Here is a 25,578-nt window from a genome sequence, read left to right on the forward strand (position 1 = left end):
AAACGGATCTAATCGAAAAAAACATGAAATTTGATAAATTAATAGATATTATTGGAACACAAAAAGCAATTAATAATAATACAAAAAATAATTCAAAAAATGGTGTAAGAAACAAAATTAAAAATATTCCTAAAATATTAATTTTTTTACCATTAGTTAGTAAAATTAACGTTGAAATTAGTCATATCAAAAAATATATTAAAATTTTGTTTAAAAATGTTTTTTTAATACTTGTGTTGATCAATAAAAAACTTATTATAAAAGACAATCAAAAACCTAATTCTAATTTATTATTACTTTTAAAAGATAAACAAATGACTACAACACACATTATATAGTTATTTTTGTTGTTTTTATAATTCTTAATTTCCGAAAATAAAGCCATCAAGAAAGCTCTATTTATAGAAACAGAATTCGAGCAAAGACTTCAATATATTGTCATAAAAATTAAAATTAATATCTTATTTTTTATAAATCTATTCAATATCTTTTTTAAGATAATAAAATGAAAACCACTAATAATTATTAAATGAATTAGACCAATTTCACTAGTCAATTTAATTAATTCATTTTTAAAACTGAAATAATGTCCGAAAACAATAGGTGTAACTAACTCTTTATAATTAGAAAAATTATTATAAAAAGAGAAAAAGTAATATCTTAAATCTAGTTGTGTTACTTTTGATAAAACTTTAGGTTCAATAATTTTTGTATCACAAAAATTAGTTATTAAACCTACTATATGTAAGTTTTCAAAAATTTTATATTCTATTTTACTTTTATTCTTAAACATATATTCAACATTGAAATAAGTTTTTACGTAAATAAAATTATCTCTTATTTTACTTACATAAACATAATTAGAAAATTGAATTGAGTCATAAATTAAAAGTCTTTTAACTAAACAAATACAGCTAAGTATAATCGATAATAATATTATTATTTTTTTAGATTTCTTATCAATGAATATCAAAGAAAAAGATGTTAGAATAATTAAAATTAAATAAGAATAATTTAATGTAAAAATAAATATAAATATGCTAGATAATAATAAAAAACCATTTAAATATTTTAATCTAGAATTAAAAAATTCTTTAACTTCAAAATTATTCTTGGGCCAATTCCGAAAATATTTGAAATTTGTGCTCATGAAGTCTTCTTATACTTCTTTTTATGGTTTATTATCAATTTAGCATATCTTTTTTGAATATTAATCTTTAATAATTGTTCAATATTTTCTAATTCCGATCATTTTAATTTGTAATTCTCGAAAGGGACATAAATTTCTTCGTTTCTAGGAGCGATTTCACTTAATTCAAAATCTTTCAACGATGAATTTGGCAGTACCTTATTTATAACAAATAATTCTTTATAAGTTAGTAGTCGATTTGACCTATGAATACCTGTATGTTTTAGAGCACCAGATAAAATATAGGTATAAATCTTATTGTCATACTTTTTAACATAATTTTCTTTATTTTCAACTTTATTAATATAAAAATGAATTCCTACAAAAAACATTAATACTCCTAAAATTAAGGAAGTTACAAAAAATATCTTTTTATTTCACACAAATAATAAATATGTTTTTAATTATAAAAAACCAAAAAAGGAAAAATATATTAAAATGAAACTAACTTTTATAAATACAGTTATTAAATATGATATAATAAATTAATATTTAGGGATAATATAAAATATAAAACATAAATATACTATAAAAATATAAGGCACTTTAGAGGGTAAAACAAGTAAAAAAAGAAAACACTTAACTACCTATTTTAAAATTAGTTGGTGTTTTTTAATTAATGTTTTGGAGTTTACATGAATCAAAACTATAGTAAGAGTAGAGATGAAATTATTCTAATGATTTTATCAAATAAAGAAAATAAAGAGCTTAATAAAGAAATGAAATGATTTAAGAAAAATATCGATGGAAATTTTAAACCTATTTTAGATTATGATATTGAATTTTCTAAATCAATGAAAAATTTAAATTTTTCAGAATTCAATTATTCAAAAGAACTAACATTCTTAATTGACGAATCCTTTAAATTAAAATTAGAATTGTCTAAAAATTATAGTAATTTAATGAATGGTTATGATTTTGATGAAAATTTAAAAATAAACCCTGAAATTATAGAAATAATAAATAAAATATCTAAAAAATAGAAAGAGAGAACTTTATGCGAAAGGTTAATATTGCAATTGATGGACCAAGTGGAGTGGGCAAATCTACTGTCTCTAAAATGATTGCCAATAAATTAAATTATACTTTTATTAATAGCGGTAGTCTTTATAGAGCAATTGCTAAAAATGTAATTGACATGGGCGTTGATACTAGAGATAAAGAAAATGTAATAAAAACTCTTGAACAAGGTATGATTCAACTTTTAGATGATGATCGTATTCTTTTGAAAGGTGTTGATGTAACTCACCAAATAAGAGCTGATTATATTTCTCAAATTACACCAAATGTGGCTAAAATACCCGAAGTGAGAGAATTTGTTGTTGATTATATTAGACATATGACCAAAAAAAGAAAAGGTTTTGTTATCGACGGAAGAGATACTACATTTAAAATAATGCCACACGCTGAAGTTAAAATCTTTTTATGAGCTCAAGCGGAAGAACGTGCAAGAAGAAGAATGATACAAAATGAGGTTTTAGGTTATAACACCGGTTTTGCAGAAATATTGTACGAAGTTCAAAAAAGAGATGAACAAGATATGAATAGAGCTGTTGATCCTTTACACAAAACAGAAGATAGCGAATATATAGATTGCACCGCTTTAACTATAGATGAAGTTGTAGAAAAAATAATTAATCTTGCTTTGGAAAAATCAAAATAATTAAGGAGTAATATGAAAAACACTATTGCAATAATAGGAAAACCAAACGTTGGTAAAAGTACTCTCTTCAATCGTTTTATCGGTAAAAAAGTTTCAATAGTATACGATAAACCAGGAGTCACAAGAGATAGATTATACGAAAAAATAAATTGATCGGGACATGAATTAAAATTAATTGATACTGGTGGTATTGAAATAGAAAATAGACCATTTCAAGAACAAATTCAAATACAAGCAAAAATTGCCATTCAAGAAGCAGATGTTATTCTCTTTTTATTTGATGGAAAAAGCGAAATAACTAATGATGATATGTTTATAATGAATATATTAAGAAAAAGTAATAAGCCAATAATTGCTGTTGCTAATAAATTAGAAAGTATGCAGGATTTTGATTATGGCTGATATAGACTGGGTTGTGATCATATATTCCCGATATCTGCGCTTCATGGAGAAGGTGTTGGTGACGTTTTAGATAAAGCAATAGAATATTTAGACTTTTCAGATTCTCAAGAAGAAAATGCATTTAGCCTCTCTATAATTGGTAGACCAAACGCAGGAAAAAGTTCGTTATTAAATAATTTAACAAAAGAAAATAGATCTATAGTTTCTGAAATAGCCGGAACAACTAGAGATAGTGTGAAATCAGAAATTTTTATCGACGACAAATTATATAAAGTTATTGATACAGCGGGAATCACAAAAAAATCTAAATTAGTTGAAAGTGTAGATCATTATGCGTTAATGCGTGCTATGAATTCGTTATCAGAATCTGATTTATCTTTGATAGTGATCGATGCTACAAATGAAGAAATTTCACATTTTGACTCAAGAATTATTGGCTACGCACTAGAAAATGAAAAACCTATAATAATAGTGATAAATAAGTGAGATTTAGTATCAAAAGAAACGAATACTATGGCTGAATTCGAGAAAAAAATGAGAAATAAATTCCACTTTGTTCCTTGAGTTCCGTTTGTATTTATATCCGCAAAATTTAACCAAAGAATAAATAAATTAGTAGATACTCTTAATTTAGTGCGCACCAATTTAGAAAGAGATATTAAACCATCATTACTTTCAAATTTATTATTAGAAACTCAACTTATACAACCTCCTCAATCTTTTAATGGAGGTAGATTAAATATTTATTATGTAAGACAAGAAAAAGCTAAAATTCCTACCTTCACTTTTTTTGTAAATAATAAAAAATTCTTACATTTTTCTTATCAAAGATTCTTAGAAAATCAACTTAGAGCAAGTTTTGATTTTACTGGATCGCCAATTAAAATGAATTTTAAAAATAAAAATGGTATTGAATAAAAAACAAAATCAACATTTTGATTTTGTTTTTTATTCAATATTTTGGGTAGAATTATTTAATTTATCATTTATAAGTTTAAGTTGTTCTAAAATTTGTTCCTCTATACTAATTTGTTTTTCGACAGTCTCTTCAATAGGCGGATTGCTTTTTTTTCTAAAATCTGTTATAAAAGACTTAATAAAGAAAACGACTATTAATATAATAAATAAAACAAAAGTAATTAAAATAAAATTAATTAAAATGCCGATGAATTTTCCATATTTAATTCCATGTCAAGCTAAACTATTGATATCCGCATTTTTAAAATTATAAATGCTGCTTATTGCTCCTAAGATTATATCATTAGCTAAGGATGAAACAAGATCTTTAAAAATTAAACCAGAAATAAAACCTACTGCTAATATTAAGAAATTACCTTTCTTAAAATAATTTGTTGCTTCTATATAACTTTTGCGTAATCTACCTACTTTTTTATCTTTAACAATATTTTTAAAAGCGTCTTTCAAATTTGTTTTTTTCATACATAGCCTTATATTAATTTTCTTTTTCGCCTTTAATTATTTCTACTGCGGTGATTTCGTCTTTATCTCTTAAGCTAATTATTTTAACCCCTTTTGTAGCTCTAGATGTTTGACTAATTTCACTAATCTTTGTACGTATTGTTATTCCGCTTGTTGTTATAACCAGCAACTCATCGGAAGTTTCGACAAAACGCGCAAAAACTAATTTTCCTGCTTTTTCAGGATTTATTCCTGTCACACCTTTAGCACCACGTTTTGATAAACGATATTCTTGCTCGTTTGTAAGTTTTCCAAAACCTTTACTTCCTAATGAAAGTATTAACGAACCATCTCTATTTGTTGAAGCTCCTATAACACTTTGACCTTGTTCTAGTTTTATACCTCTTACACCACGAGCTGTACGACCCATTGGACGAATATCGTTAGCTTTAAAAATAGCAATATTTTTATAATTATTTGCCACAAGAATGTTATCATTATCTGAAATTATAAATGCACGTACTAACTCATCTCCTTCAGCTAAACTAAATGCTCTCAAACCATTCTTACGAACGTTTTTGAATAATGATAAATCCGATTTTTTAAAAATACCATTTTTTGTTATTGTCGCTAAATAATTATCACTTTGAAATTCATCAACACTAATTATAGAAATAATTTTTTCACCATCTTTAACATTTAAACTTTCAATAAGATTAATAAAAGGTATCCCCTTACTTTGTTTAGAACCTTCTGGAATTTGATAACCTCTTAAACTATAAGCCTTACCAAAATTTGAAAATAATAATAAATCACTATGTGTTGTACTATTTAATATTAATGAAATATCGTCATCTTCGTAGGTTTTCATACTAATAGAACCTACACCACCACGTCTTTGAGTATTATATTCTTCAAGATTAATTCTTTTTACATAACCGTTTATTGAAGCTGTTATAACTATATCTTTAACAGGTATTAAATCCTCATCACTTATCTTACCAATTCCGGCAACATCTATAAAAGTACGTCTTTCATCGTTGAATTTATTTTTAATTGCTTCTAATTCGGAAATTATTAATTCAATTAATTTTTGTTCATCGCTTAAAATTTCTAAATAATATTGAATTTCTTTTAATAATGAAGCTAATTCTGCTTCCATATTTTCAATGCTCAACCCTGTTAAACGACCAAGACTCATACTCAATATTGCTTTAGTTTGTCTATCTGTTAACTCATACCTTTCAGAAAGTCTTTGTTGAGCAATAGACTCAGTTTTAGAAGTTTTAATAATTTTAATTACTTCATCAATGTTTGAAATTGCAATTTTTAAACCTTCTAATATATGTGCTCTCTCTTCGGCTTTATTAAGGTCAAATTTCAATCTACGAGAAACTATATTTTTTTGATGTGCAATATATTCAGATAAAATTTGTTTTAAATTTAAAACTTTAGGTTCTCCGTTAACTAAAGCTACCATGTTTGCACTATATGTAGTTTGTAAATATGTTTTTTGATAAAGTTTATTTAATAAAACATGTGGGTTGTAACCTTTTTTAACATCTATAACAATTCTTATACCTTCTCTATTAGATTCATCTCTAAGATCTGAAATCCCTTCAATTTCTCTTGTCTTATGATAATCTACTATTTTTTGAATTAAAGTTGTTTTTTTAATTGCATAAGGTATTTCTGTAACAATAATTTGATTTCTACCATTAGATTTTTCGATAATTTTTGTTTTAGATCTAACTGTAATACTTCCTTTACCTGTTTCGTATGCATCAATAATACCTTTAGTACCAAGAATTATAGCTCCGGTCGGAAAATCTGGACCTTTTACATATTGCATCAAATCACGAACATTTAATTCTGGATTTTTAGCTAATGCAATAGTTGCGTCAATTGCTTCTCCTAAATTATGAGGCGGTATTTCTGTAGCCATACCAACAGCAATTCCTGAGGCTCCTGAAACAAGAATATTAGGAAAACGAGACGGAAGAACACTCGGCTCTTTTTCGCTACCGTCATAGTTATCTACAAAATCAATAGTTTGTTTCTTAATTCCATCCAACATTTCGGCGGATAATTTAGACATTCTTGCTTCTGTATAACGCATAGCAGCCGCTTCATCGCCATCAATAGAACCAAAGTTACCGTGACCGTCAACCAAAGGATATCTCATTGAGAAATCTTGAGCCATACGAACCATTGCTTCATAAACCGAACTATCTCCGTGAGGGTGATACTTACCTAGAACGTCACCAACAATACGGGCGCTTTTTCTATGTTGTGAACCAGGTGTAATACCTAACTCTGCCATATCATAAAGTATTCTACGGTGAACGGGTTTTAATCCATCTCGAACATCCGGTAATGCTCTAAAAACTATAACACTCATAGAATATTCTAAAAACGATTGTTTCATTTCATTGTCAATAACAACAGGAAATACACCGTCTGTTTCTTTTTCAATTATTTGTGAACTAACAGTATATTCTTCTTTATTTTGAGGTATTTCTTCTTCCTCTTCATCGACAACTATAGTTTCCTTCTTTTTAAAAACAAGCCTATTTTCTTCTTCATAATCAAACTCTAAATCGGTATTTTTTATTTTTTCGTTTGATTCTTCATTTAAAAATTCATTTATTTTTTTATCGTCGGCCATAGTACTCCTTTTAATAAAATATATTTTATTAAATTATACATTATTTTGACATAAATTAAAAGCTAAACAACAATATATACTGTACATTTTGAGAAATAAAAAACACCTATTTAACTAGGTGTTTAAATTTATAAATTTATAATTAATTTATATTGATTATCCGATACAGTTACATCTTTAGAACCACCGTTATGCTTAGTGTATTTGAATGCTATTGTAATCTTATTATCACTTTTGACATATTCTATTTTTGGTGCACTTTTCTTTACTCCTCTACTTTCAAAAGTAGGATTTATAGCATTAGATAGATTATATTTACCACCAATTGTTAATTCGCTAGCATCGAAAACATTCGCGTAACTATTTTCCTTTCAATTAGGTCTTTCTGTACCTTCAGGAGCAGATAATAGCGCTTTAGCTTTATAGTCATAAAACAAAACAGAATTAGAATTAATAGCATTAATTAAATTTTGTACTTGTGAACTTGAATATTCTTTTTCAAAATTTTGATTAAATATTTTTTTAACTTCAAAGTCTATTTCATTAATGTTTGCATTTGGATTATCGTTAGTTTGGTCTTTAGATACTTTATTTTTGGTTGGTTCTCCATTAGACATATCTTGTTTATTTGAACAAGAAATGACAGTAGCAAAAGTTGAAAATCCAACAATAGAACTAAAAACTTTTAAAAATATTTTTGTATTTTTCATTTAAACCTCTTTTTCTTTTATTACAATTCTTTACAAAAATATTATAACAAACCAAAAAATAATTTTTTATTTTTTTAAAATATAAATAAAACTTATAATAATTTATATTAGTTTTTAATAAGGAGAATAAATAATGAAAATTATAAATATATCTTGAAACATTTTTAAAAAAACATTTGGGTTAAATCCGGCCCTAATTTGAGAAAGAAAGGATTTGGTCAATTATATAAATAATATTTTTGACGAATCAAATTCAATAGATAATTTTATTGAATTTGGGGAAGAAACTGATGAGAACGAAAATTTATTTGACTACTCAAAGTTTGAATACGAAGACAGTGTATTTCATGATTTTGGAGCTGTGTCAAAAGGTAATTTTGTAAATCAAAATGATTATATAAAAGTATTTAAAGATAATTATGATAGATATAATAACGATGCAATTAATTATTATTTAAAAAAATATAATTTAAAAAAACCTAAGTACATAAGTACAAAAAATAGTATTGAAGTGAAAATAAATGAAACATTAAATGCTATTGCAGATCCCGAAATTGACGTTATAATTAACGGAACTATTGGATATTCATTAATAGAAGGAGAAAATAATTTCTTATTCAATTTACCTTTTTTAATTTTTGATAAGAAAAACGATAAATTAGTTCTTTTAAGTTATACTAAAGCTAAATATGAACTATATTATAAGTTCTTTTTTGCAAATAATTTATTTATCAAAAATAATCTTATCATAAGAGATATGTCCACCATTTTAATAAACCCATACACAAAATTAAATGGAAAAATTACAAAAAATAAAATTGAATTTTACGAATCTTTTGCTGCGTCACCTAATAAATCAATATCTAAGCCAACAGGAAAAAACCTTACAGATATGTTGAAAGAATTTTCGGAGGCTATAACAAAATCTGGTGATAACTTACTGTTCATAAATAACAAATATGATAAAAATAATTCAGTGTATAGTTTTTTAAAAGCATCTAAAAATATGATATTTCCAGAAAATAATATTTCTTTGAATTTTAATGATTTACTTCTTTTTAATTATTCAAAGAAAGATATAACTAGTTACAGAGAAGGACAAATTGTTATACCGTTTAAAAATGAAAAAAAATCAAATAATGATTCTGATTATGCGTTCACAATTTTTAACTATGATTTTTATGAAAAAATAATTACTAAATCCTATTTTGATTTTAAAAATATTAATCTAGATGCAATAGTACATTTTTTACAATTTAATAATAAAAATGATAAGAAAAACTTAGTAGAAAATTGACTTAACGGTAATTTAAATACATTTAACCATGAGATTAATAATATTTATTTTGATGATATGTTAGGAATAGATAAAGAAGAAAAATATGCAATATTCAAATTCTTAACAAAAGATAAATTTGAAAGAATTTCTTTCAAATACTATAAAAATATTTCGAAAAATAATATCAAAAGCATAATAGATGAGAATAAAAAATTCAATGAAACTGATAACTTTTTTACAATAGCAGCATTAAATAAAATTAAAAAATTACATAAAAAAGATGCCAAAATTTGTTGATATGATTATGAAGGTTTTGCAGAACTTTATCCACCTTTAAATAACATAGGACCTTACAATCAAATTGTTAATCAAGTATCCATAATAATAACAAAAAACGGTAATGAGATAGATAAAAAGAATATTGTTTGCGATACCAAAAATTTAAAACTTATCGATTTAGTAAAAATGATAGATCAAATACATAGCGATGATTATGATTATTACGTAGTTTATAATAAAAGTTATGAAAACACTAGAAATAGAGAGATTAAAAAACTTGTTGAAAAAGCTTTCAAGGATAATGATGTTGATTTTATCAATGAATTTAATAAAATCTACAAAGAAAAAAGCGAATTTGATAACAAGATAAATAAAATAAATAACAATACAATTGACTTACTAGATTGCTTTGGACATTCAAAATTAAATAGTTATGAAATTAAGGATTATTTTACATTCTTAGAAAACGGAAATGACATTGAAATTAGTGATGATAAAAACGTTAATCTTGAGAAAAATAATAAGATTTTAGAAAAAACAAGAATACATATAAAATTTTTAAATTACTTTTATTCAATAAAAGGAATTGAAAAATATATTAATAAAATGAATTTTGACCTTAGATCTAAAATAACACCTTATTCTGAACTAGTAATCCAAAAAGGAACTATGGCAATGGAAGTCGCTATTTTAAGACATGTTAACGGAATAAGTGATAATGTATGGGAACAAAATGTAGTTCCGGAATTGAAAAGATATTGTGAAAACGATGTTCGAGCAATGATTATGGTATATGATTTTATAATGTTTTTATTTAGAAAAAAATTTCCAGAAATAGAAGAATATGAGTATAAATTAGAAGACGTTGAAAACGAACAAAAAAATTACACATATTCTTCTGGTAAGATAACTTACAATATCAAGAACGATTAAAAAACAATATTATTTTTTGTGAAATTATAATATAATTTTAATAATTTAAATTATTAAAGGAGAATTAATGAAATATTTAAAAATCAATTTAGAAAAAACATCTCAACATTTAGATAAAAAAATGATTGATTCACTACAAGATAATGTCACTAAAATTCATAATGATGTTTTAAATAAAAACGTTGCTGAAAAAGATTGACTTGGATGATATGATCTACCCGAAAATTATAATAAAGAAGAATTTTCAAAAATGGAACAAAAAGCTAACGAATGACACAAAAATGGAGTTGAAGTTGTTGTTGTAATCGGTATTGGTGGTTCTTATTTAGGTGCAAAATCTGGTTATGATTTTATTTATGGTCCTTACTCAATGAAAAAACCAAAAATGGAATTATTATTTGCTGGAAATGACATTTCAGCTGAAACATTAGTAGCAAAATTGAATTATGTAAAAAATAAAAAATTTGCAATTAATGTTATTTCCAAATCAGGAACAACACTTGAACCTTCAATAGCTTTTAGGGAATTTAGAAAAATTTTAGAAGAAAAAGAAGGAGAAAATTCTAAAGATTTAATTGTTGCAACAACGGATAAATCAAAAGGTGTTTTATTCGAATTAGCAAGTGAAAAAGGATACACAAAATTTATAGTACCCGATGATATCGGTGGTAGATTTTCAGTTTTAACTGCTGTCGGTTTATTCCCATTTTTATGTGCTGGAATTGATGCTAAAAAAATATTAGATGGAGCAAACGAAACAAACAAAGAGTTAAGTTCGCATAAAATTAGTGAAAATGAAGCTTATCAATATGCCGTCGCTAGATTTTTATTACATACAAAAAATAACTTTACTATTGAAATGATGGTTTCATACGAACCAAAAATGCAATATTTTATGGAATGATGAAAACAATTATACGGAGAGTCAGAAGGTAAAGATGGAAAAGGAATATGACCTACAAGTTCTATTTTCTCCACAGACCTACACTCTTTAGGTCAAATGATTCAAGATGGTAATAAAATATTATTTGAAACAGTTTTAACACTTAAAAATCCACAAGATAATATAGAATTCACTACAGACGAAGTAGATTATGATAAGCTAGGATATTTAGATAAAAACAACTTGCATTCTATTAACAATACAGCTTTTGAAGCTACTTCACAAGCTCATTATGAAGTTGGTAAAATACCAGTTATTCATATGTTATTTAATAAATTTGACGAATCTACTTTAGGTGCTCTTTTCATCTTCTTTGAAAGATCATTAACAATGAGCGCATACTTGCTTGGGGTAAATCCATTTAATCAACCTGGTGTCGAAGTTTATAAAAAGAATATGTTTAGCATGCTAGGTAAAAAATAAATAAAAAAAAATAGACTTTTAACTTATGTTAAAATGTCTATTTTTTATAATTTTGTTACTTCAACAGTCGATATTTTTTTCTTTTCTTTGCTAATTTCGATGATTTTAAATGCTACTTTATCATTTAAAACATATCTAGCATTTTTGTAAAGTCTCGTTTTAGAAGTTTTTAATAGTATAAAATCTCTTAAAGTTAAATCGTGTTCACTATCTTCTAGTAATGAAGAATCTATTTCAAGTTGTTTGAATAAATCTCACATTATCACATCACTTTGTACTCTAGATTTTTCTAATGAAATTTCATAAATTTGTTCATCATCATCATATTCGTCATATATTTCTCCGACAATTTCTTCAACAATATCTTCGATGGTTATAATTCCTAAAACATCTGTGCTACTATTATTTTCAACCACAAAAGCCATCTGTGCTTGCGCGCTTCTCATTTTTTCTAAAGCACTTGATAATATCGAATTTGATGAAATTTGCGGAACTTGTTTAACGTATTTTAATAATTGACCTTTTTTAAGTAAAAAAATATCTTTTAATAGTACTATTCCTATCATTTTTTTATCTTTTTCAATAGGTATTCTTGAATAATTTGTTTCTGCAAAAACCTTGAGAGCATCCGCTATACTAGTTTTATAATTTAAATATGTTACATCTTTCATTCTAATGTAGTGCGAAGATACTTTTGTAGAATCTAAATCAAGTGCATTTTGAGCTAATAAACTTTCTCCCGTTTGTAATACACCCTCATTTTGAGCTATATTAATTATATTCTTTAAATCTTCTTCTGAATGCGTAACATAAACTTTTTTAGACAATTTGCTAATTGGTCATGTTAAAACTCAAAAAAATCAATAATTAACATCAATTCATCAACTTCACATTTTTAAAAACTTTTTAGGATTTGTCTTCGCTAATAATTTAGGAGTAATTTCTCCAAAAATAACTAAAAGAGGGGTTACTAACGCGGTTGAAATTATAGTTGTTAAAAACGAAGCATTTGTATAGTTTTCAAACACCTTACCTAATAATAATGCAGTCATAGTCGCAGATAAGACATTGACTATATTGTTCGCAATCAATATTGTTGTTAAAATTCTATTGTATCTATTACTATGTTTTTCTATTATTTTAGAAAATTTTTCTTTATTTTCAACCATTTCATATATTTTAGCTTTTGTTAAAGTTGAATAAGCAGTTTCGCAACCACTATATACGCCACTTAAAAAAAATAAAGCTAGCAGTATTGGTATAAAAATGTAATAATAATAATAACTATCCATGAGCAATACCTACTTTAATATTACTTTTAAATCATCAATAATAAGAATCCATTATTCCGCTTCTCCTTTTAATAATTATCTTCTTGAATTTCTTGAAATAACACAATATTTCCTTCAAAATATACATTAGAAATACCGGGTTGTCCATTTCTATTTTTAGCGATGGTTAAATCTATTTTTATAGGGTTATTTCTATCTTCAGTATTTGTTTTTTCTTGTAAAAATTTATTCGATCTATTTAAAAATATAACGATATCTGCATCTTGTTCAATTGAACCAGATTCTCTTAAATCGTGTAGTTGTGGTCTTTTATCTTCACGTTGTTCGACAGTTCTTGAAAGTTGTGAAAGTGCTAAAATTGGTATTTCTAGTTCTAAAGCAAGCGTTTTTAGTGTTCTTGATATTATAGAAACTTCATTTTGTCTATTTCCGTTAGACAAATTTCCGCCGCTTAAAAGTTGTAAGTAATCAACAACAACAAAATCTAATTTAGTTGGTAATTCTTTTGATAAATATTTAATTTTTCAAATAATATCTGATATTTTGCTAGAAGGCGAATCATCAAAATATAGTCTATCTAAAGCATTATTGTTGAAAGATTCTTTTAATACATCAATTTCTTGAGGTGATAATTGCTTTGGGTCTGATATTTTGCGCATTGGTGTTCTAGAATTTGCTGAATAATATCTTATCACCAATTCATTTACTGGCATTTCTAGAGATATGAAAGCACAATTACGCTTTGGATTTTTTAAAATATTACTTACAATGTTTAATGCTAAAGCAGTCTTCCCAACACCAGGACGAGCAGCTAAAACAATTAATTGACCACCTTTAAAACCATTTGTAAATTTATCGATTCCATGATATCCTGTAAAAATTCTATCATCATTATAGGAACCATCACTTTCCATAATTTTTTGCATTTGCTCTTCATAATTTTTCGTAGCTTCTGAAAGAGAAATAAAACTACTATTATCTACGGTGTCGACCTTATTATTAATGACAAATTTTTCGAAGTCTTCTACACAATCTTGGAACTTAACATCAGTTTTATTTTTCATAGAATTTATAGTGTCACTATAAAAAACTTCCAATAGTCTTAACTTGTGTAAATCGATTAATTTTTGAATATAATTTAAAAAATTATTTTCATTAACTATTAATGTTGATAAATCGTTAAGTAGTCCTTGATCTACTAAGGGAAATCTTTTTGCTAATTCATCATTAGATGCTAAGAAATTACTTAAATCAGTAAAAGAATAAGATACTATAGAACCCTCGTTAGAATCTCTTTTCAATTTTATAAATTCAAAAACTTGTCTATTATCCGCATAAAAGAAAACATCAGAATTTAAATACTCTACACCCATTGTTTGTTTATCTTCAACTGATATCATGACTGCCAACACACTTCTCTCAATATTATAATCATGAAAAAGCGTATTTGTTAAAAACTTTGAAGATAATTTTTCGAAATTAGAATATTTTAAAGTTTTGTTAAATTTATTATTTGTGTACATTTATTTTTATTTCAATTCTAATTTTGGCAACTATATCTTTATATAAGATAGCTTCGACATCATGTTTTCCTTCAGAAATTAAATGAATTTTTTGAAAAGCATGTTTAGGAACATTAAAACCGAGTTTTGAAATTTCTTTTTCGACATCTTTAGTAGAAATAGAACCATGAACATTTAAGTTCTTATTTCCGTCAATATTTGCGCTTAATTCAAATTTTAAAACTAAATCTTCTAGTTTATTTTTTAACTCATGAGCTTCTTGTCTTGTTTGGTGTTCATCTGATACTAATTTATTTAATTTTCTTTGTAATTCAGCATAATTTTTCTCGTTATACGGAACACCAATTTTATTTCTAACTAAATAATTAGTACCATAACCTGGAGATACATCAATAATTGTGTTAGCTTTTCCGTCTTTTGAATCTTTAATTAAAATTATTTTCATTTTTATCCTTCCTTATTTCCATTTTGGGAAATTGCTTGTTTAATATTATCAATAAATACTTCTAATTGCTCATCACTTTCTGCGGCTGCTACACTAAAATGACCGCCACCACCAACAGCTTCACAAATTATTTGAACATTTGTATTTATCCCACGTGCACTAAGTTTGTATTTTTTAGTGCCTTTTAATTTTGCTACAACAAAAGAAGCGACACGACCTTTAATTTTTAAAACTTCGTTTGCTGCTATAGAAATAACATCATTAGTTACTTCAATATCAGAATAAGCTAAGTAAAAACCTTCTTTTATTTCAGTTATATTTGATAGCATTGATTCAATTACTTTTTCAGTTTTTTCATCTATTTTTAATAAATCTCTACTAATAACTGGATTAGCTCCTTTTAAACCTAACCAAGCCGCGGCCTCAAATGCTCTTGGAGTAGCTGATTTTGAGAAATTATTTGTATCTAAATATATACCATTTAATAACATTTGAGCCCCATTTGTGTCTAAAATATTTTTATATGATAAAAACATTAATATTTCGGTTACTATTTCAGAAGCACTCGAAGAACTTGTATCAATAAAAATGTTAGTTTTTAAGGCATAATCAACTTGTTTTGCAACTCTATGATGATCAAAAATAAAAATATTTTCACGTTTAGTATTTACAAGTAAATTAGGATTGTCTGTTCTTAATGGGTCAGAATTATCAACTAAAACAATTAATGCATCAACAGAACTATATTCTAAAGCTTGTTTTCTATTTATTAATATTTGATTTTTATTAAATCAAGGGTTTGATTCTAGCCAATTTTCTACGGTACTGTCGTACGTTTCACTACATATATATGATTTTTTACCAAATTTTTTAGCAATCAAATGTATTGCATAAGCAGAGCCAAGAGCATCTAAATCTGCTAACCTATGACCATAAATGATAACATTCTTTATTTTTGTATCTTCTAGTTTTTTTGAAAAATAACTAGAAACTTCTCTAATTTTTGTTCTATTATTATCCGGAAGTATTTCATTATTAGAACCATAATATTTATGTGGCATAAAATTTGAAAATATTGCAACTTGATCCCCTCCACGAGATTGAGCTTGAACTAAAGCTTTTTTCGCTTGTTCTAATTTTTCATTTAAAGAATTTCAACCATGAGCAACACCAATACTTAATGATAGCTTATTAATATTAATTTCTTCTCTCGAAATATCTTCTTGTATATTCATAAACGGATCAAAATTATTTTCAATCAATTCCTTTAGAGTTAATTCATTTGTAAAAATAAGAAATTTACCATTAGTATATTGTCTATAAATAATATTATATTTTTTAACACATTCGTTTATTATATTAATTACTATAGAATTAATTTTAAATAATTGTTCTTCAGAAAGAATTGATTGATATAAACTATAATTATCAATTTCCAATTCTGCAATAACGGGCTTTTGCTCTCAAATTTCATTCTTATAAATTGATTCTGCAGTTATATCTCTTATCACAACAACATTATTTAAAGGTCAAAATTGAACTTCATAATCATTGTTCTCATTACTAATATTAAAATTATTAGCATCAAAATTTAAATCCTTATATTTTGGGTTTATTTCTTTAAAAAAATCAAAAATATTTCTGCCAATAAAATCTTTTTTAAATTTAGTTCTTATGTATTTTGTCGTATATAAAATTTTTTTATCAACATCATAAATAATTAAACCAATAGAATTAGAATCCATTATATCTTCTACAAATCCATTAAATGATTTTTTAATTATTTCTCTACTTTTAGCAAAATACAAAATAGTTTGATTTATAGAATATGATGTTAAAATCAATCAAACAACAACCGACAATTCAATTATTAATCAATGTGTATGTATATTTACATTTTTAACATAGATTATAGAGATGGAAATTATCAATATTAAAACTAAAAGAATAGATAAAAACGCAAATGCAAAGTATTTTTTTTTAGTATTCATCAATTCCTTTCAAAAACAATAATCTTTAATTAAATTATACATTATTTACATTCTTATTTATACTTAAATAACAAAAAGGGCGAATCGTTATTTGTCGCCCTATTTAATTAATGACTGTGTGAATGGAATGATAAAACAAAAATTGCAAATAATATTCCAATAAACATCATTAATATAACAAAAAAATATTTTCTTTTATTAAGAATTCAATGATAGAATTCAGGTAAAAACTCAACTAAAGAAGTGAAAATAAATATAGTACCAATTGTTGAATAAATTAAAGAATTTATGTATTTTTCATTGCCTATATTAACAAAAACACCAATGATCATAAAAGGTAAGAAAAGTGATAATCCTAAAAACGAAATCATTAGTGATTTAAGAGGAGAAAACCCTGATTCACGTAATCTAACATAAAAAATTAACTCTTCGGGTATTAAATGTAATATTAAAGAAAAAAGATACGCAGCAGTTAAAGTTGTAACTCCACCATCCGACAATTGCATTTCTGCATAATATCCCGAAAGTATATTTTGAGACAAGCTATACCCGATTAGTAAACCTTCAGGTATTCTATGTGTTAATAGGAGTAGTAAAGCAATTATTTTTAACTTTTTTTCTACTTTTTCAACAAAAATTGTATCTTCAACCAAATTTATTCTATCGTCTTTGTTTGACATAAATTCTTCGTGGGAATGATGATGTATCTCTCCGTCGGAATGATTATGTTCGTGAATAAAAACACTTAATTTTTTGGATTTCATCAATTTTTGGTTAAGTTTGTATGAGATAACAAATTTAATTACTATTGCAATTATAAGGCCCAAAAGCGAACCACCACCAACTAAAAATATATTATATAAATACGTTTTATTCGTTGAAAAATTATTATTAAAAGCATATAAAGAAGACTGCTCTATTGATTCTCGTAAAAAACCAAAAGTCGCAAGTATAATAAAAAAACCTGTTGAAAAAGCATATAAATAAACTTTTATATTGCTATTTAAAAGTTTCTTTGCAAAAGGTAAAGTTATCGATAAAATTGTCGGTATAGAAAGTAATATTAGTAAAAAAATTAAAACTAATATTATTTTGGAAGCGCTATCATTTTGAATCCCGCTATTAATTCCTTTATAAATTTCGTAAATTCAATTCATTAAATTTACTCCTGAATATTATGATAAACTTCTTGAACATCATCGTCATCTTTTAATTTATCAATGAATTCAAATAATTTTTCTTTCTTTTCGTCATCGTATTCAACATACATATTTGGAATGTATGTAACTTCACATTGGATAAATTCACTAATCTTTAAATCTTCTTCTAATTTAGATTTAACTTCAGTAAAACCATCTGGCTCTGTTAAGATAACAAAAGTATCATCATTTGTTTCAATATTTTCAGCTCCAGCTTCTAGTGCCACCATCATTAAATCATCTTCCGAAACTAATGTTTTAGATATTTCAATTATTCCCTTTTTATCAAAAGCGTAAGGGACTTGACCTGTTTTTCCAAGTGTTGCATTTTGTTTGTTAAAATATGATTGCACATTAGATTTCGCTCTATTAACGTTATCTGTTAAAGCTAAAACCATAAATGTAGCTCCGCCACTAATTGTCGCATTAAATAACAATTCAATGAATGATTCCGAATCTTTTGAACCTTTAGCTTTAGCAATAGCTCTTTCAATATTGTCTTTTGGCATATTTTTTGATTTAGCTTTTGAAATAGCTAATTTAAGTGTAGGATTAGTATCCGGATCTGGTCCTAGCATTGCTGCTACATAGATCTCCTTAGATAATTTTTGAAAAATTTTTCCTCTAGCCGCATCTTGCGCACCTTTTCTATGTGCTATATTTGCTGAATGTGAATGTCCTGCCATATTATTTCTCCTTTTATTTTATTTTATTTGGCTTATAAGCGCCATCTCTTTTATGTTTAGAAATTTTATGCTTATGTTTTATTCTTTCTATTGATTCATCTTTAATATATGAATTAATTTTATCCTTATCATTTAAATGATTTATATAGTAATCAAGCTCTAAATAACTAAAACCTAACTCATCTTCATCGTTTTGTCCTTCTCAAAGCCCTGCAGATGGTTTCTTTCTTAAAATACTTTCTGGAACTCCTAGAATTTTAGCCATAAAATTAACTTCGCCCTTAGTTAACCTAGAAATGGGTAATAAGTCTGCTCCACCATCTCCATATTTTGTGAAGTAACCAATATAAACTTCATCAGCATTATCAGTACCTAAAACTAACGAATTATTTTCTTGAGCTAAAGCGTATAAAGTTGTCATTCTTAACCTAGGTTTAATGTTTGCTATAGCTAATTTATTAGAAATATTCAATTGTTTTAATTGCTCTTCAAAAACACTACTTAAATCAACTTTAATAAATTCTTGACCAAATGTTTTTTCCAATTCACTAATATGTTTTAAGTCATAATCGCTCATTGATGATATGGGCATAACAACACCAATTGTAGTATTTGGAGCAACTAATTTAGCTAAAGAATAAGTTAATGCAGAATCAATTCCACCGCTAATACCAACTATGAAACCAGTTGCATTGGCTCTTTTTAATTTATTTTTTAAAAACTTTTTTAAAACTTCGATATATTCTAAAGTTTTTTCTTCAGAATATATCGGAACATTATTATTATATGATGTTATTTTGCTCATTTATTTCTCCTCTAGAACATTATTATAAGGTAATTTCATTTTGTATATATGCAAATTATTTATCTTGTTAAATTTAGTTCTTACAATTTCGTGTAAATGATAAGCAAAAACTTCTTCATCTAAATGAGGTATTTCTAATATATTAACATTAGTATTTTTGTATGTTATTCAATCACTTCATTTGAGATCGCTTGTTACAAATAAATCAATTTTATCTTTCATTTCTATTATTTGACCTATATAACCGCTACCGCTCAAAAAAGCAATATTATTAAATGCTTTATCATAATCTTCTTTATCTAGATTTGTTCTAAAAGAATGTAAACCTAATTTTTGTTGTAATAAAAAAACAATTTCTTTTAATGAAGTTTTTTTATTTATTATAGCACTATACTTTGGAGAAGTATAATCAAAATATTCTTCTAAACCAATATATTTCACTATTTGATATGAAGTTCCTAATAACGAACAATCATAATTGGTATGCATAGAATAAGAAGTTATTTGATGTTCTTTTAACTTAGAAACAATTTCCTTTTTATAAGGCGCTTTTAAAAATTCTGTTTTTTTATCTTTTTCAAATAAAAAAGGATGATGGGTTAAAATTAAGTTACATTTTTTTTCGATTGCAAATTTTAGAACATCATTTGTTAAATCTATTGCAAATAAAATACCTGTTATTTTTTTATGTTGTTGGGTTTTAACTGAATATCCAGAAGGATCCCATATCTCTTTATTTGATAAAGGGTACATTTTTTCAAGTTCATTGATTAATTCTTTTAATTTCATATTATGCGTGATAATCTTTTAAATTTTTACCAAATTTAGGATTATTTCTTAGTTTTCTTAATATTTTATTTTCAATTTGTCTAATTCTTTCTTTAGAAACATTGTTTCTAGAAACTGCCAATTCTTCTAAAGAATGTACCCTATAACGATTACCATCTTTATCATAGCCAACACCATAACGTTTACAAATTAATTCTTTTTCATCCTCTTCTAATGTTTCATCTATCATTTTTAAAATTAAATCAGATAACTCTTCATGAGCTGAAAAATCAACTGGTCCAATTGTGTTTTCGTCTTTAATAAAATCACTAAATGAAGAATCGTTTTCTTTACCAACTTGCTTATCAAGAGAAATTGGATCAATATTAATTTTTTTAATGTACGCTACTTTATCAGCTGTAAAATCATTATTTCCAGCGATTTTATTAATTTCATCAGCTATTTCTTTATCCGATGGTTCGTAGCCTAAATTATGTTGAAGTTCGCGTTCTATTTTAGAAACTTTGTTAATTGTCTCAACCATATGAACAGGAACTCTAATAGTTCTAGCTTGATCAGCTACCGCGCGCGTAATCGCTTGTCTAATTCATCATGTTGCGTAGGTTGAAAATTTAAAACCTTTTGAAACATCAAATTTTTGAACAGCTTTCATTATACCTTGATTTCCTTCTGAAATTAAATCTATAAAAGAAAGCCCTCTATTTTTGTATTTTTTAGCATTATTGATAACTAGACGTAAATTACGTAATACTAATTTATCTCTAGCTCTTTTTCCTCTAAATCCGCCTTTTTCTATTTGACGACAAATTTCAGCTTCCTCTTCATCGGTTAAAAGATTACCATATTTACCGATTCAACGCATATATCATTTAACAATATCATTTGTTTCTGTTAATTTATTTGCTAAGTTACTTGTTTTTTTATTTTCTGTTTCTAATAATATAGATTGGTTAGGATCAAAATTCAAATCTAAATCAAAATCTTCATCATCCGATGATGAGTATAAATCATCATCTTCTTGTTCTTCTTCGGAATCTTCGTCTTCTTCAGAATCTATTTCATCATTGTCATCATTAGAATAATCGTACTCTGTCTTTTCATCATCTGAAGAATCTATTTCTTCATCATCTTCAAACAAATCAGGATCTAGTTCATCGTTTTCTGAATCAAAATCAAGCTCATTTTCTTCGGAATCTTCATTAAATTCTAAAGTTTTTTTATCTTTATTTTTTGATAATTTTTTAGTATTATTTTCTAATTCTTTTGATCATGTATTATCAATTAGTTCATCATCACCTTGATCAACTTTATTACTAATGATTTTATGCTCCATAAGAACTTCAAAAAATTCGGTAATACCGTCATACTCGTCATCTTGTGATATACTTAGTTTTCTTTTATCTAAGATATCAAAAACTTCTTCTTGAGTAAAAAAAGTTTTCTTTTTTCTCTTTAACTCTTGTTTTAAAATGTCAATTACTAAATCATAATTATTCATTTTATTCTCCTTTTGGCTTTTTCTTATTTATGGTTGTTTTTACGTTTCTTGATTTGTAAGCTCTTATTAAATCAATTTGAGACATATCAATATTAGCCATATTATTTTTATTTTTTGATATGAATTCATTAGTAAATGCTCTTATTAATGGATCTAAACTAATTTCTCATTCTTCGTCATTTGAATTTAATTCATTTTTAATTCTTTTTGAATATTCTTCAAAAAAGGAATTTATAGAAGTTTGATCTATATTAGAGTTTTTATTTTTTAAGTATATTAATTGTGAAAAAATATTTTTTAAATCATTTAAAACTTCTTCTTTTTTTATCCTAATAATATTCTTTATATTACTACTTACTTCGAAATCATCTTCTAGACTATCTAAAAAATTTTCTGAGTTATCACTTTGTTTGTGCATTTGTTGTATCTTAGTATATATATATTTATATGATTCATGTTTCAAAAAGAAAAATCTATTATCTGATTGGTCGATTTTATCATTGATATACTTATTTTCTAACATATATATCAAAAATTTAATCTGTATATTATTATTAATTGTTTTGCTTAAAAGATTTATTGAATTATTATCGATATATTTATTATTAATAAAATTATTATTTGAAGATCTTAGATTTTGTTCGTTAAATTCAGCAGGCACATAATTAGGTATCAAGTAATTTTCGTCTAAAGGAATTGTATTTTCAAGATAAGTATCATCTTTTAGTTCGTATTCAAGATCATTTTTCTTAACTTCAATTTTATAATCATATGATTTATAAAAATTATTAATTATATAGTCAGAAAATTTTTCTGGTAAATACTGTAAAAACTCTATAATATCATTTTCAAAATTTTGTAAACTACTGAAATCTCTATTATCCATTAGTCTATTTTTATTTATAAAATGCTCATAAATAAAATCTAAAGAATTTTTAGTATTTTCTAAAAGTTCTAAAATTTTATTTTTACCATATTGTTTAAAAATTTCATCCGGATCTTTATTATAAGTATTTATAATAACATCTACATCATGGACTCCGTGTTTATACAATGATAGTATTGATTTCAATGATGCACTTATCCCTGCCTGATCATTGTCCAAAAATAACTTTATTTTATAACTTTTAATATTAAATATATGATTTTCACTAAGTGACGTACCCATTAATGCCACAACATTTTTAACACCAGATTTATAAAGTGCAATTACATCAAAAAAACCTTCTACAATAATAATTTCTTTTTTTGCTTTTATAAATTCTTTTGCATTATAAAAATTATATAAAATTTTAGACTTTTTGAATAATTTAGTTTCAGGTGAATTGATGTATTTACTTTTGATTTTAGGATCTAAAGTCCTACCACTAAAACCAACTACTTTACCGTTATTATCACGTATAGCAAATGTTATCCTGTTTTTAAAAAAATTATACAAATCGCTATTTAGAAGACCAGCATCTATCATTTCTTTTTCGGAATAATGTAATTTATTGGTTAGATAATCAGATAAATCAGATTCTCTTGAATAACCTAAATCAAAAGTATTTAATAAATCAAAATTATTTACTTGTCTCTCATTTAAAAATTTTTGAGCACTTTCAAATTTTAATAATTGTGTCTTTAAAAAAGTGTTTGCGGCATCCAAAAGTTCAAATAAATTTAATTCTTCATTTGAAAAGGTGGATAAAGGATTAAATTTATAACTAGAAAAATCGTAAGTATATCCGATCATTTCTGCTAAAAATTCCAATGCTTCTACGAAATTTTTACCCGTTTTTTTCATAACAAAAGTTAGTGAATTTCCGCTTTCTCCACAAGAAAAACATTTATAAATATTTTTTTGCGGCGAAACACTAAAACTCGGGTTACTATCAGAATGAAAAGGACAAAGTGCGGAATAATTATTCCCTTTTCGTTTAAGAGCAAGGAAATTAGACACAACATTTACAATATTTGAGTTCGAAATTATTTCATTAACAATTTCGTTTGGAATTGTCGCCATTTAATTAAACTCCTTTTTAAGTTTTATAAATATTTAGTAATATCATCGATAGAAATTCTAATTTGTTCCATTGTATCTCTATTTCTTAATGTGATTGTGTTATCTTCTAATGTTTGATAATCTATAGTCGCACATCAATATGTACCTATTGCATCTTGACGTCTATATCTTTTACCAATAGAACCAGCATCATCGTAGCTTACGCTAATTCCTTTTTCTAGCAATTTGTTATAAAGCTCAATAGCAGGTTGAGAAATTTTTTTCATCAAAGGCAAAATAGCCAATTTAAATGGCGAAATTTCTATAGGAAATTTTAATACAACTCTTTCATCATTTTCTAATGTTTCGATACTATAAGCATCTGAAATTACAGCCAACATTAAGCGATCTAATCCTATACTTGGTTCAATTACATATGGTGTTATTTTTTTATTTGTTTGCGGATCTAAATAATCTAACGATTCACCAGTCACTTCAGAATGAGACTTTAAATCAAAATCAGTTCTATTTGCAACCCCTAATAATTCGCCTCATCCAAAAGGAAATTTAAATTCAATATCACTTGTTGCTGTTGAATAATGTGAAAGTTCTGATTCATCATGCTTTCTTAATCTAATACTTTCTTCTTTAATTCCTATTTTTTTAACAAAATTTCATGCTTTATTTATATAATAATCAAATCATTTATTAGCTTCGTCAGGATGTGTAAAAAATTCAAGTTCCATTTGTTCGAACTCTCTAGTCCTAAAAATAAAATTACCAGGTGTAACTTCATTTCTAAAACTCTTACCAATCTGTCCAATACCAAAAGGTAATTTAGATCTTGAAGTTCTCAAAACATTTTTAAAGTTAACAAAAATACCTTGAGCTGTCTCCGGTCTTAAATAAACAACATATTTTTCGCCTTCAACTACACCCTGATGAGTTTGAAACATCAAATTAAATTTTCTTATTTCTGACCAATCTGTTTTTGAACCCTCATATTCAGGTAAATTTTTTACTAAAAAATCTCTCATTTCGTCGTTAGACATTTTTTCTGGTATTATATTTTCATCAATTTCTTGAATCAATTTATCTGCACGATATCTTTTTTGATTGACTTTATTTTCAATAAGTGGGTCACTAAAATTACCAACATGACCGCTGGTAACTCAAACATTTGGATTCATTAAAATTTTAGAATCAATCAAATGATTATTAGACTCTTTAGTAATAAATTCTAACTTTCAAGCACGCGCAATATTATCTTTTAATAAAGAACCTAACGGTCCATAATCCCATGTATTTGACAATCCTCCGTATATTTCACTACCTTGGAAAACAAAACCAAAATTTTTGAGATGATTTACTATTTCTAACATTTTTTCTCTTTTTATAGCCATAATATTTATTATACCAAATTTTTAAAATGCTTTTTGGGAAATTTGGTATAATTCT

21 protein-coding genes are annotated in these 25,578 nt (G+C 25.7%); 6 read left to right on the forward strand and 15 right to left on the reverse strand.

Features of this window, described 5'->3' with window-relative positions; genetic code table 4:
• Window positions 1-23: 23 nt before the first annotated feature.
• Window positions 24-338: a hypothetical protein gene (locus tag JXZ93_RS02610; protein WP_205852057.1), complete on the forward strand. Its 315-nt coding sequence runs from the start codon at window positions 24-26 to the stop codon at window positions 336-338.
• A gap of 733 nt (window positions 339-1,071) precedes the next feature.
• Here the strand turns inward: JXZ93_RS02610 and JXZ93_RS02615 are convergent.
• A complete protein-coding gene (locus tag JXZ93_RS02615) occupies window positions 1,072-1,572 on the reverse strand; it encodes an MAG0490 family ComEA-like DNA-binding protein (RefSeq protein WP_374962859.1) in 501 nt (166 codons plus the stop codon).
• Between the two features lie 252 nt (window positions 1,573-1,824).
• Here JXZ93_RS02615 and JXZ93_RS02620 point away from each other — a divergent pair, with 252 nt between their 5' ends.
• From JXZ93_RS02620 to der, 3 genes are read left to right on the forward strand one after another with little or no spacing between them, the layout of a single operon-like run.
• Window positions 1,825-2,172 (forward strand): hypothetical protein, encoded by a 348-nt coding sequence (locus tag JXZ93_RS02620; RefSeq protein ID WP_205852055.1) that lies wholly within the window; start codon window positions 1,825-1,827, stop codon window positions 2,170-2,172.
• Window positions 2,173-2,186: 14 nt separating this feature from the next.
• Window positions 2,187-2,852 (forward strand): (d)CMP kinase, encoded by a 666-nt coding sequence (cmk, locus tag JXZ93_RS02625; RefSeq protein WP_205852054.1) that lies wholly within the window; start codon window positions 2,187-2,189, stop codon window positions 2,850-2,852.
• Between the two features lie 12 nt (window positions 2,853-2,864).
• On the forward strand, window positions 2,865-4,172 hold the full coding sequence (gene der / locus JXZ93_RS02630; protein ID WP_205852053.1) for a ribosome biogenesis GTPase Der: 1,308 nt from the start codon (window positions 2,865-2,867) through the stop codon (window positions 4,170-4,172).
• 30 nt (window positions 4,173-4,202) lie between these two features.
• On the opposite strand, the gene JXZ93_RS02635 is transcribed toward der, so the two are convergent.
• From JXZ93_RS02635 to JXZ93_RS02645, 3 genes are all read right to left on the reverse strand, one after another.
• The gene (locus JXZ93_RS02635) at window positions 4,203-4,694 is read right to left on the reverse strand and encodes an MscL family protein (protein ID WP_205852654.1); all 492 of its coding nucleotides are present in this window, start codon (window positions 4,692-4,694) and stop codon (window positions 4,203-4,205) included.
• Window positions 4,695-4,707: 13 nt separating this feature from the next.
• Entirely contained in the window at window positions 4,708-7,341 is a 2,634-nt protein-coding gene (gene gyrA, locus JXZ93_RS02640) for a DNA gyrase subunit A (protein ID WP_205852051.1), read from the reverse strand.
• A 128-nt stretch (window positions 7,342-7,469) separates the two neighbouring features.
• Window positions 7,470-8,051, reverse strand: coding sequence for a hypothetical protein (locus JXZ93_RS02645; protein ID WP_205852050.1), 582 nt, complete (start codon window positions 8,049-8,051; stop codon window positions 7,470-7,472).
• Between the two features lie 133 nt (window positions 8,052-8,184).
• Here JXZ93_RS02645 and JXZ93_RS04255 point away from each other — a divergent pair, with 133 nt between their 5' ends.
• The gene (locus JXZ93_RS04255; protein WP_205852655.1) at window positions 8,185-10,542 is read left to right on the forward strand and encodes a UU173 family protein; all 2,358 of its coding nucleotides are present in this window, start codon (window positions 8,185-8,187) and stop codon (window positions 10,540-10,542) included.
• Window positions 10,543-10,609: 67 nt separating this feature from the next.
• The gene (locus tag JXZ93_RS02655) at window positions 10,610-11,908 is read left to right on the forward strand and encodes a glucose-6-phosphate isomerase (RefSeq protein ID WP_205852048.1); all 1,299 of its coding nucleotides are present in this window, start codon (window positions 10,610-10,612) and stop codon (window positions 11,906-11,908) included.
• Window positions 11,909-11,952: 44 nt separating this feature from the next.
• On the opposite strand, the gene JXZ93_RS02660 is transcribed toward JXZ93_RS02655, so the two are convergent.
• From JXZ93_RS02660 to JXZ93_RS02710, 11 genes are all read right to left on the reverse strand, one after another.
• Window positions 11,953-13,200 (reverse strand): hemolysin family protein, encoded by a 1,248-nt coding sequence (locus JXZ93_RS02660; RefSeq protein WP_205852656.1) that lies wholly within the window; start codon window positions 13,198-13,200, stop codon window positions 11,953-11,955.
• Between the two features lie 68 nt (window positions 13,201-13,268).
• A complete protein-coding gene (locus tag JXZ93_RS04260; RefSeq protein ID WP_205852046.1) occupies window positions 13,269-14,723 on the reverse strand; it encodes a DnaB-like helicase C-terminal domain-containing protein in 1,455 nt (484 codons plus the stop codon).
• Window positions 14,710-15,168 carry a 50S ribosomal protein L9 gene (gene rplI / locus JXZ93_RS02670; protein ID WP_205852045.1) on the reverse strand — a complete coding sequence of 153 codons (459 nt, stop codon included), beginning with the start codon at window positions 15,166-15,168 and terminating at the stop codon, window positions 14,710-14,712. The genes JXZ93_RS04260 and rplI overlap by 14 nt, the downstream gene beginning before the upstream one ends.
• Window positions 15,169-15,170: 2 nt before the next feature.
• Window positions 15,171-17,159 (reverse strand): DHH family phosphoesterase, encoded by a 1,989-nt coding sequence (locus JXZ93_RS04265; RefSeq protein ID WP_205852657.1) that lies wholly within the window; start codon window positions 17,157-17,159, stop codon window positions 15,171-15,173.
• 107 nt (window positions 17,160-17,266) lie between these two features.
• Window positions 17,267-18,316 (reverse strand): ZIP family metal transporter, encoded by a 1,050-nt coding sequence (locus JXZ93_RS02680; protein ID WP_205852043.1) that lies wholly within the window; start codon window positions 18,314-18,316, stop codon window positions 17,267-17,269.
• Between the two features lie 5 nt (window positions 18,317-18,321).
• Complete coding sequence (locus JXZ93_RS02685; protein WP_205852042.1) at window positions 18,322-19,044, reverse strand: YebC/PmpR family DNA-binding transcriptional regulator; 723 nt, start codon at window positions 19,042-19,044, stop codon at window positions 18,322-18,324.
• Between the two features lie 13 nt (window positions 19,045-19,057).
• On the reverse strand, window positions 19,058-19,849 hold the full coding sequence (gene nadE / locus JXZ93_RS02690) for an NAD(+) synthase (protein WP_205852658.1): 792 nt from the start codon (window positions 19,847-19,849) through the stop codon (window positions 19,058-19,060).
• On the reverse strand, window positions 19,850-20,638 hold the full coding sequence (locus JXZ93_RS02695) for a Nif3-like dinuclear metal center hexameric protein (protein WP_205852040.1): 789 nt from the start codon (window positions 20,636-20,638) through the stop codon (window positions 19,850-19,852).
• A 1-nt stretch (window position 20,639) separates the two neighbouring features.
• Window positions 20,640-22,136, reverse strand: coding sequence for an RNA polymerase sigma factor (locus tag JXZ93_RS02700; RefSeq protein WP_205852039.1), 1,497 nt, complete (start codon window positions 22,134-22,136; stop codon window positions 20,640-20,642).
• 1 nt (window position 22,137) lies between these two features.
• Window positions 22,138-24,141, reverse strand: a complete 2,004-nt coding sequence (dnaG, locus tag JXZ93_RS02705; protein WP_205852659.1) for a DNA primase — start codon at window positions 24,139-24,141, stop codon at window positions 22,138-22,140.
• A gap of 23 nt (window positions 24,142-24,164) precedes the next feature.
• Window positions 24,165-25,523, reverse strand: coding sequence for a glycine--tRNA ligase (locus JXZ93_RS02710; protein ID WP_241007143.1), 1,359 nt, complete (start codon window positions 25,521-25,523; stop codon window positions 24,165-24,167).
• Window positions 25,524-25,578: the final 55 nt, after the last annotated feature.

The organism is Mycoplasma sp. CSL10166 (genome assembly GCF_017116885.1).
Taxonomy (GTDB): Bacteria; Bacillota_I; Bacilli_A; order Mycoplasmatales; family Metamycoplasmataceae; genus Mycoplasmopsis.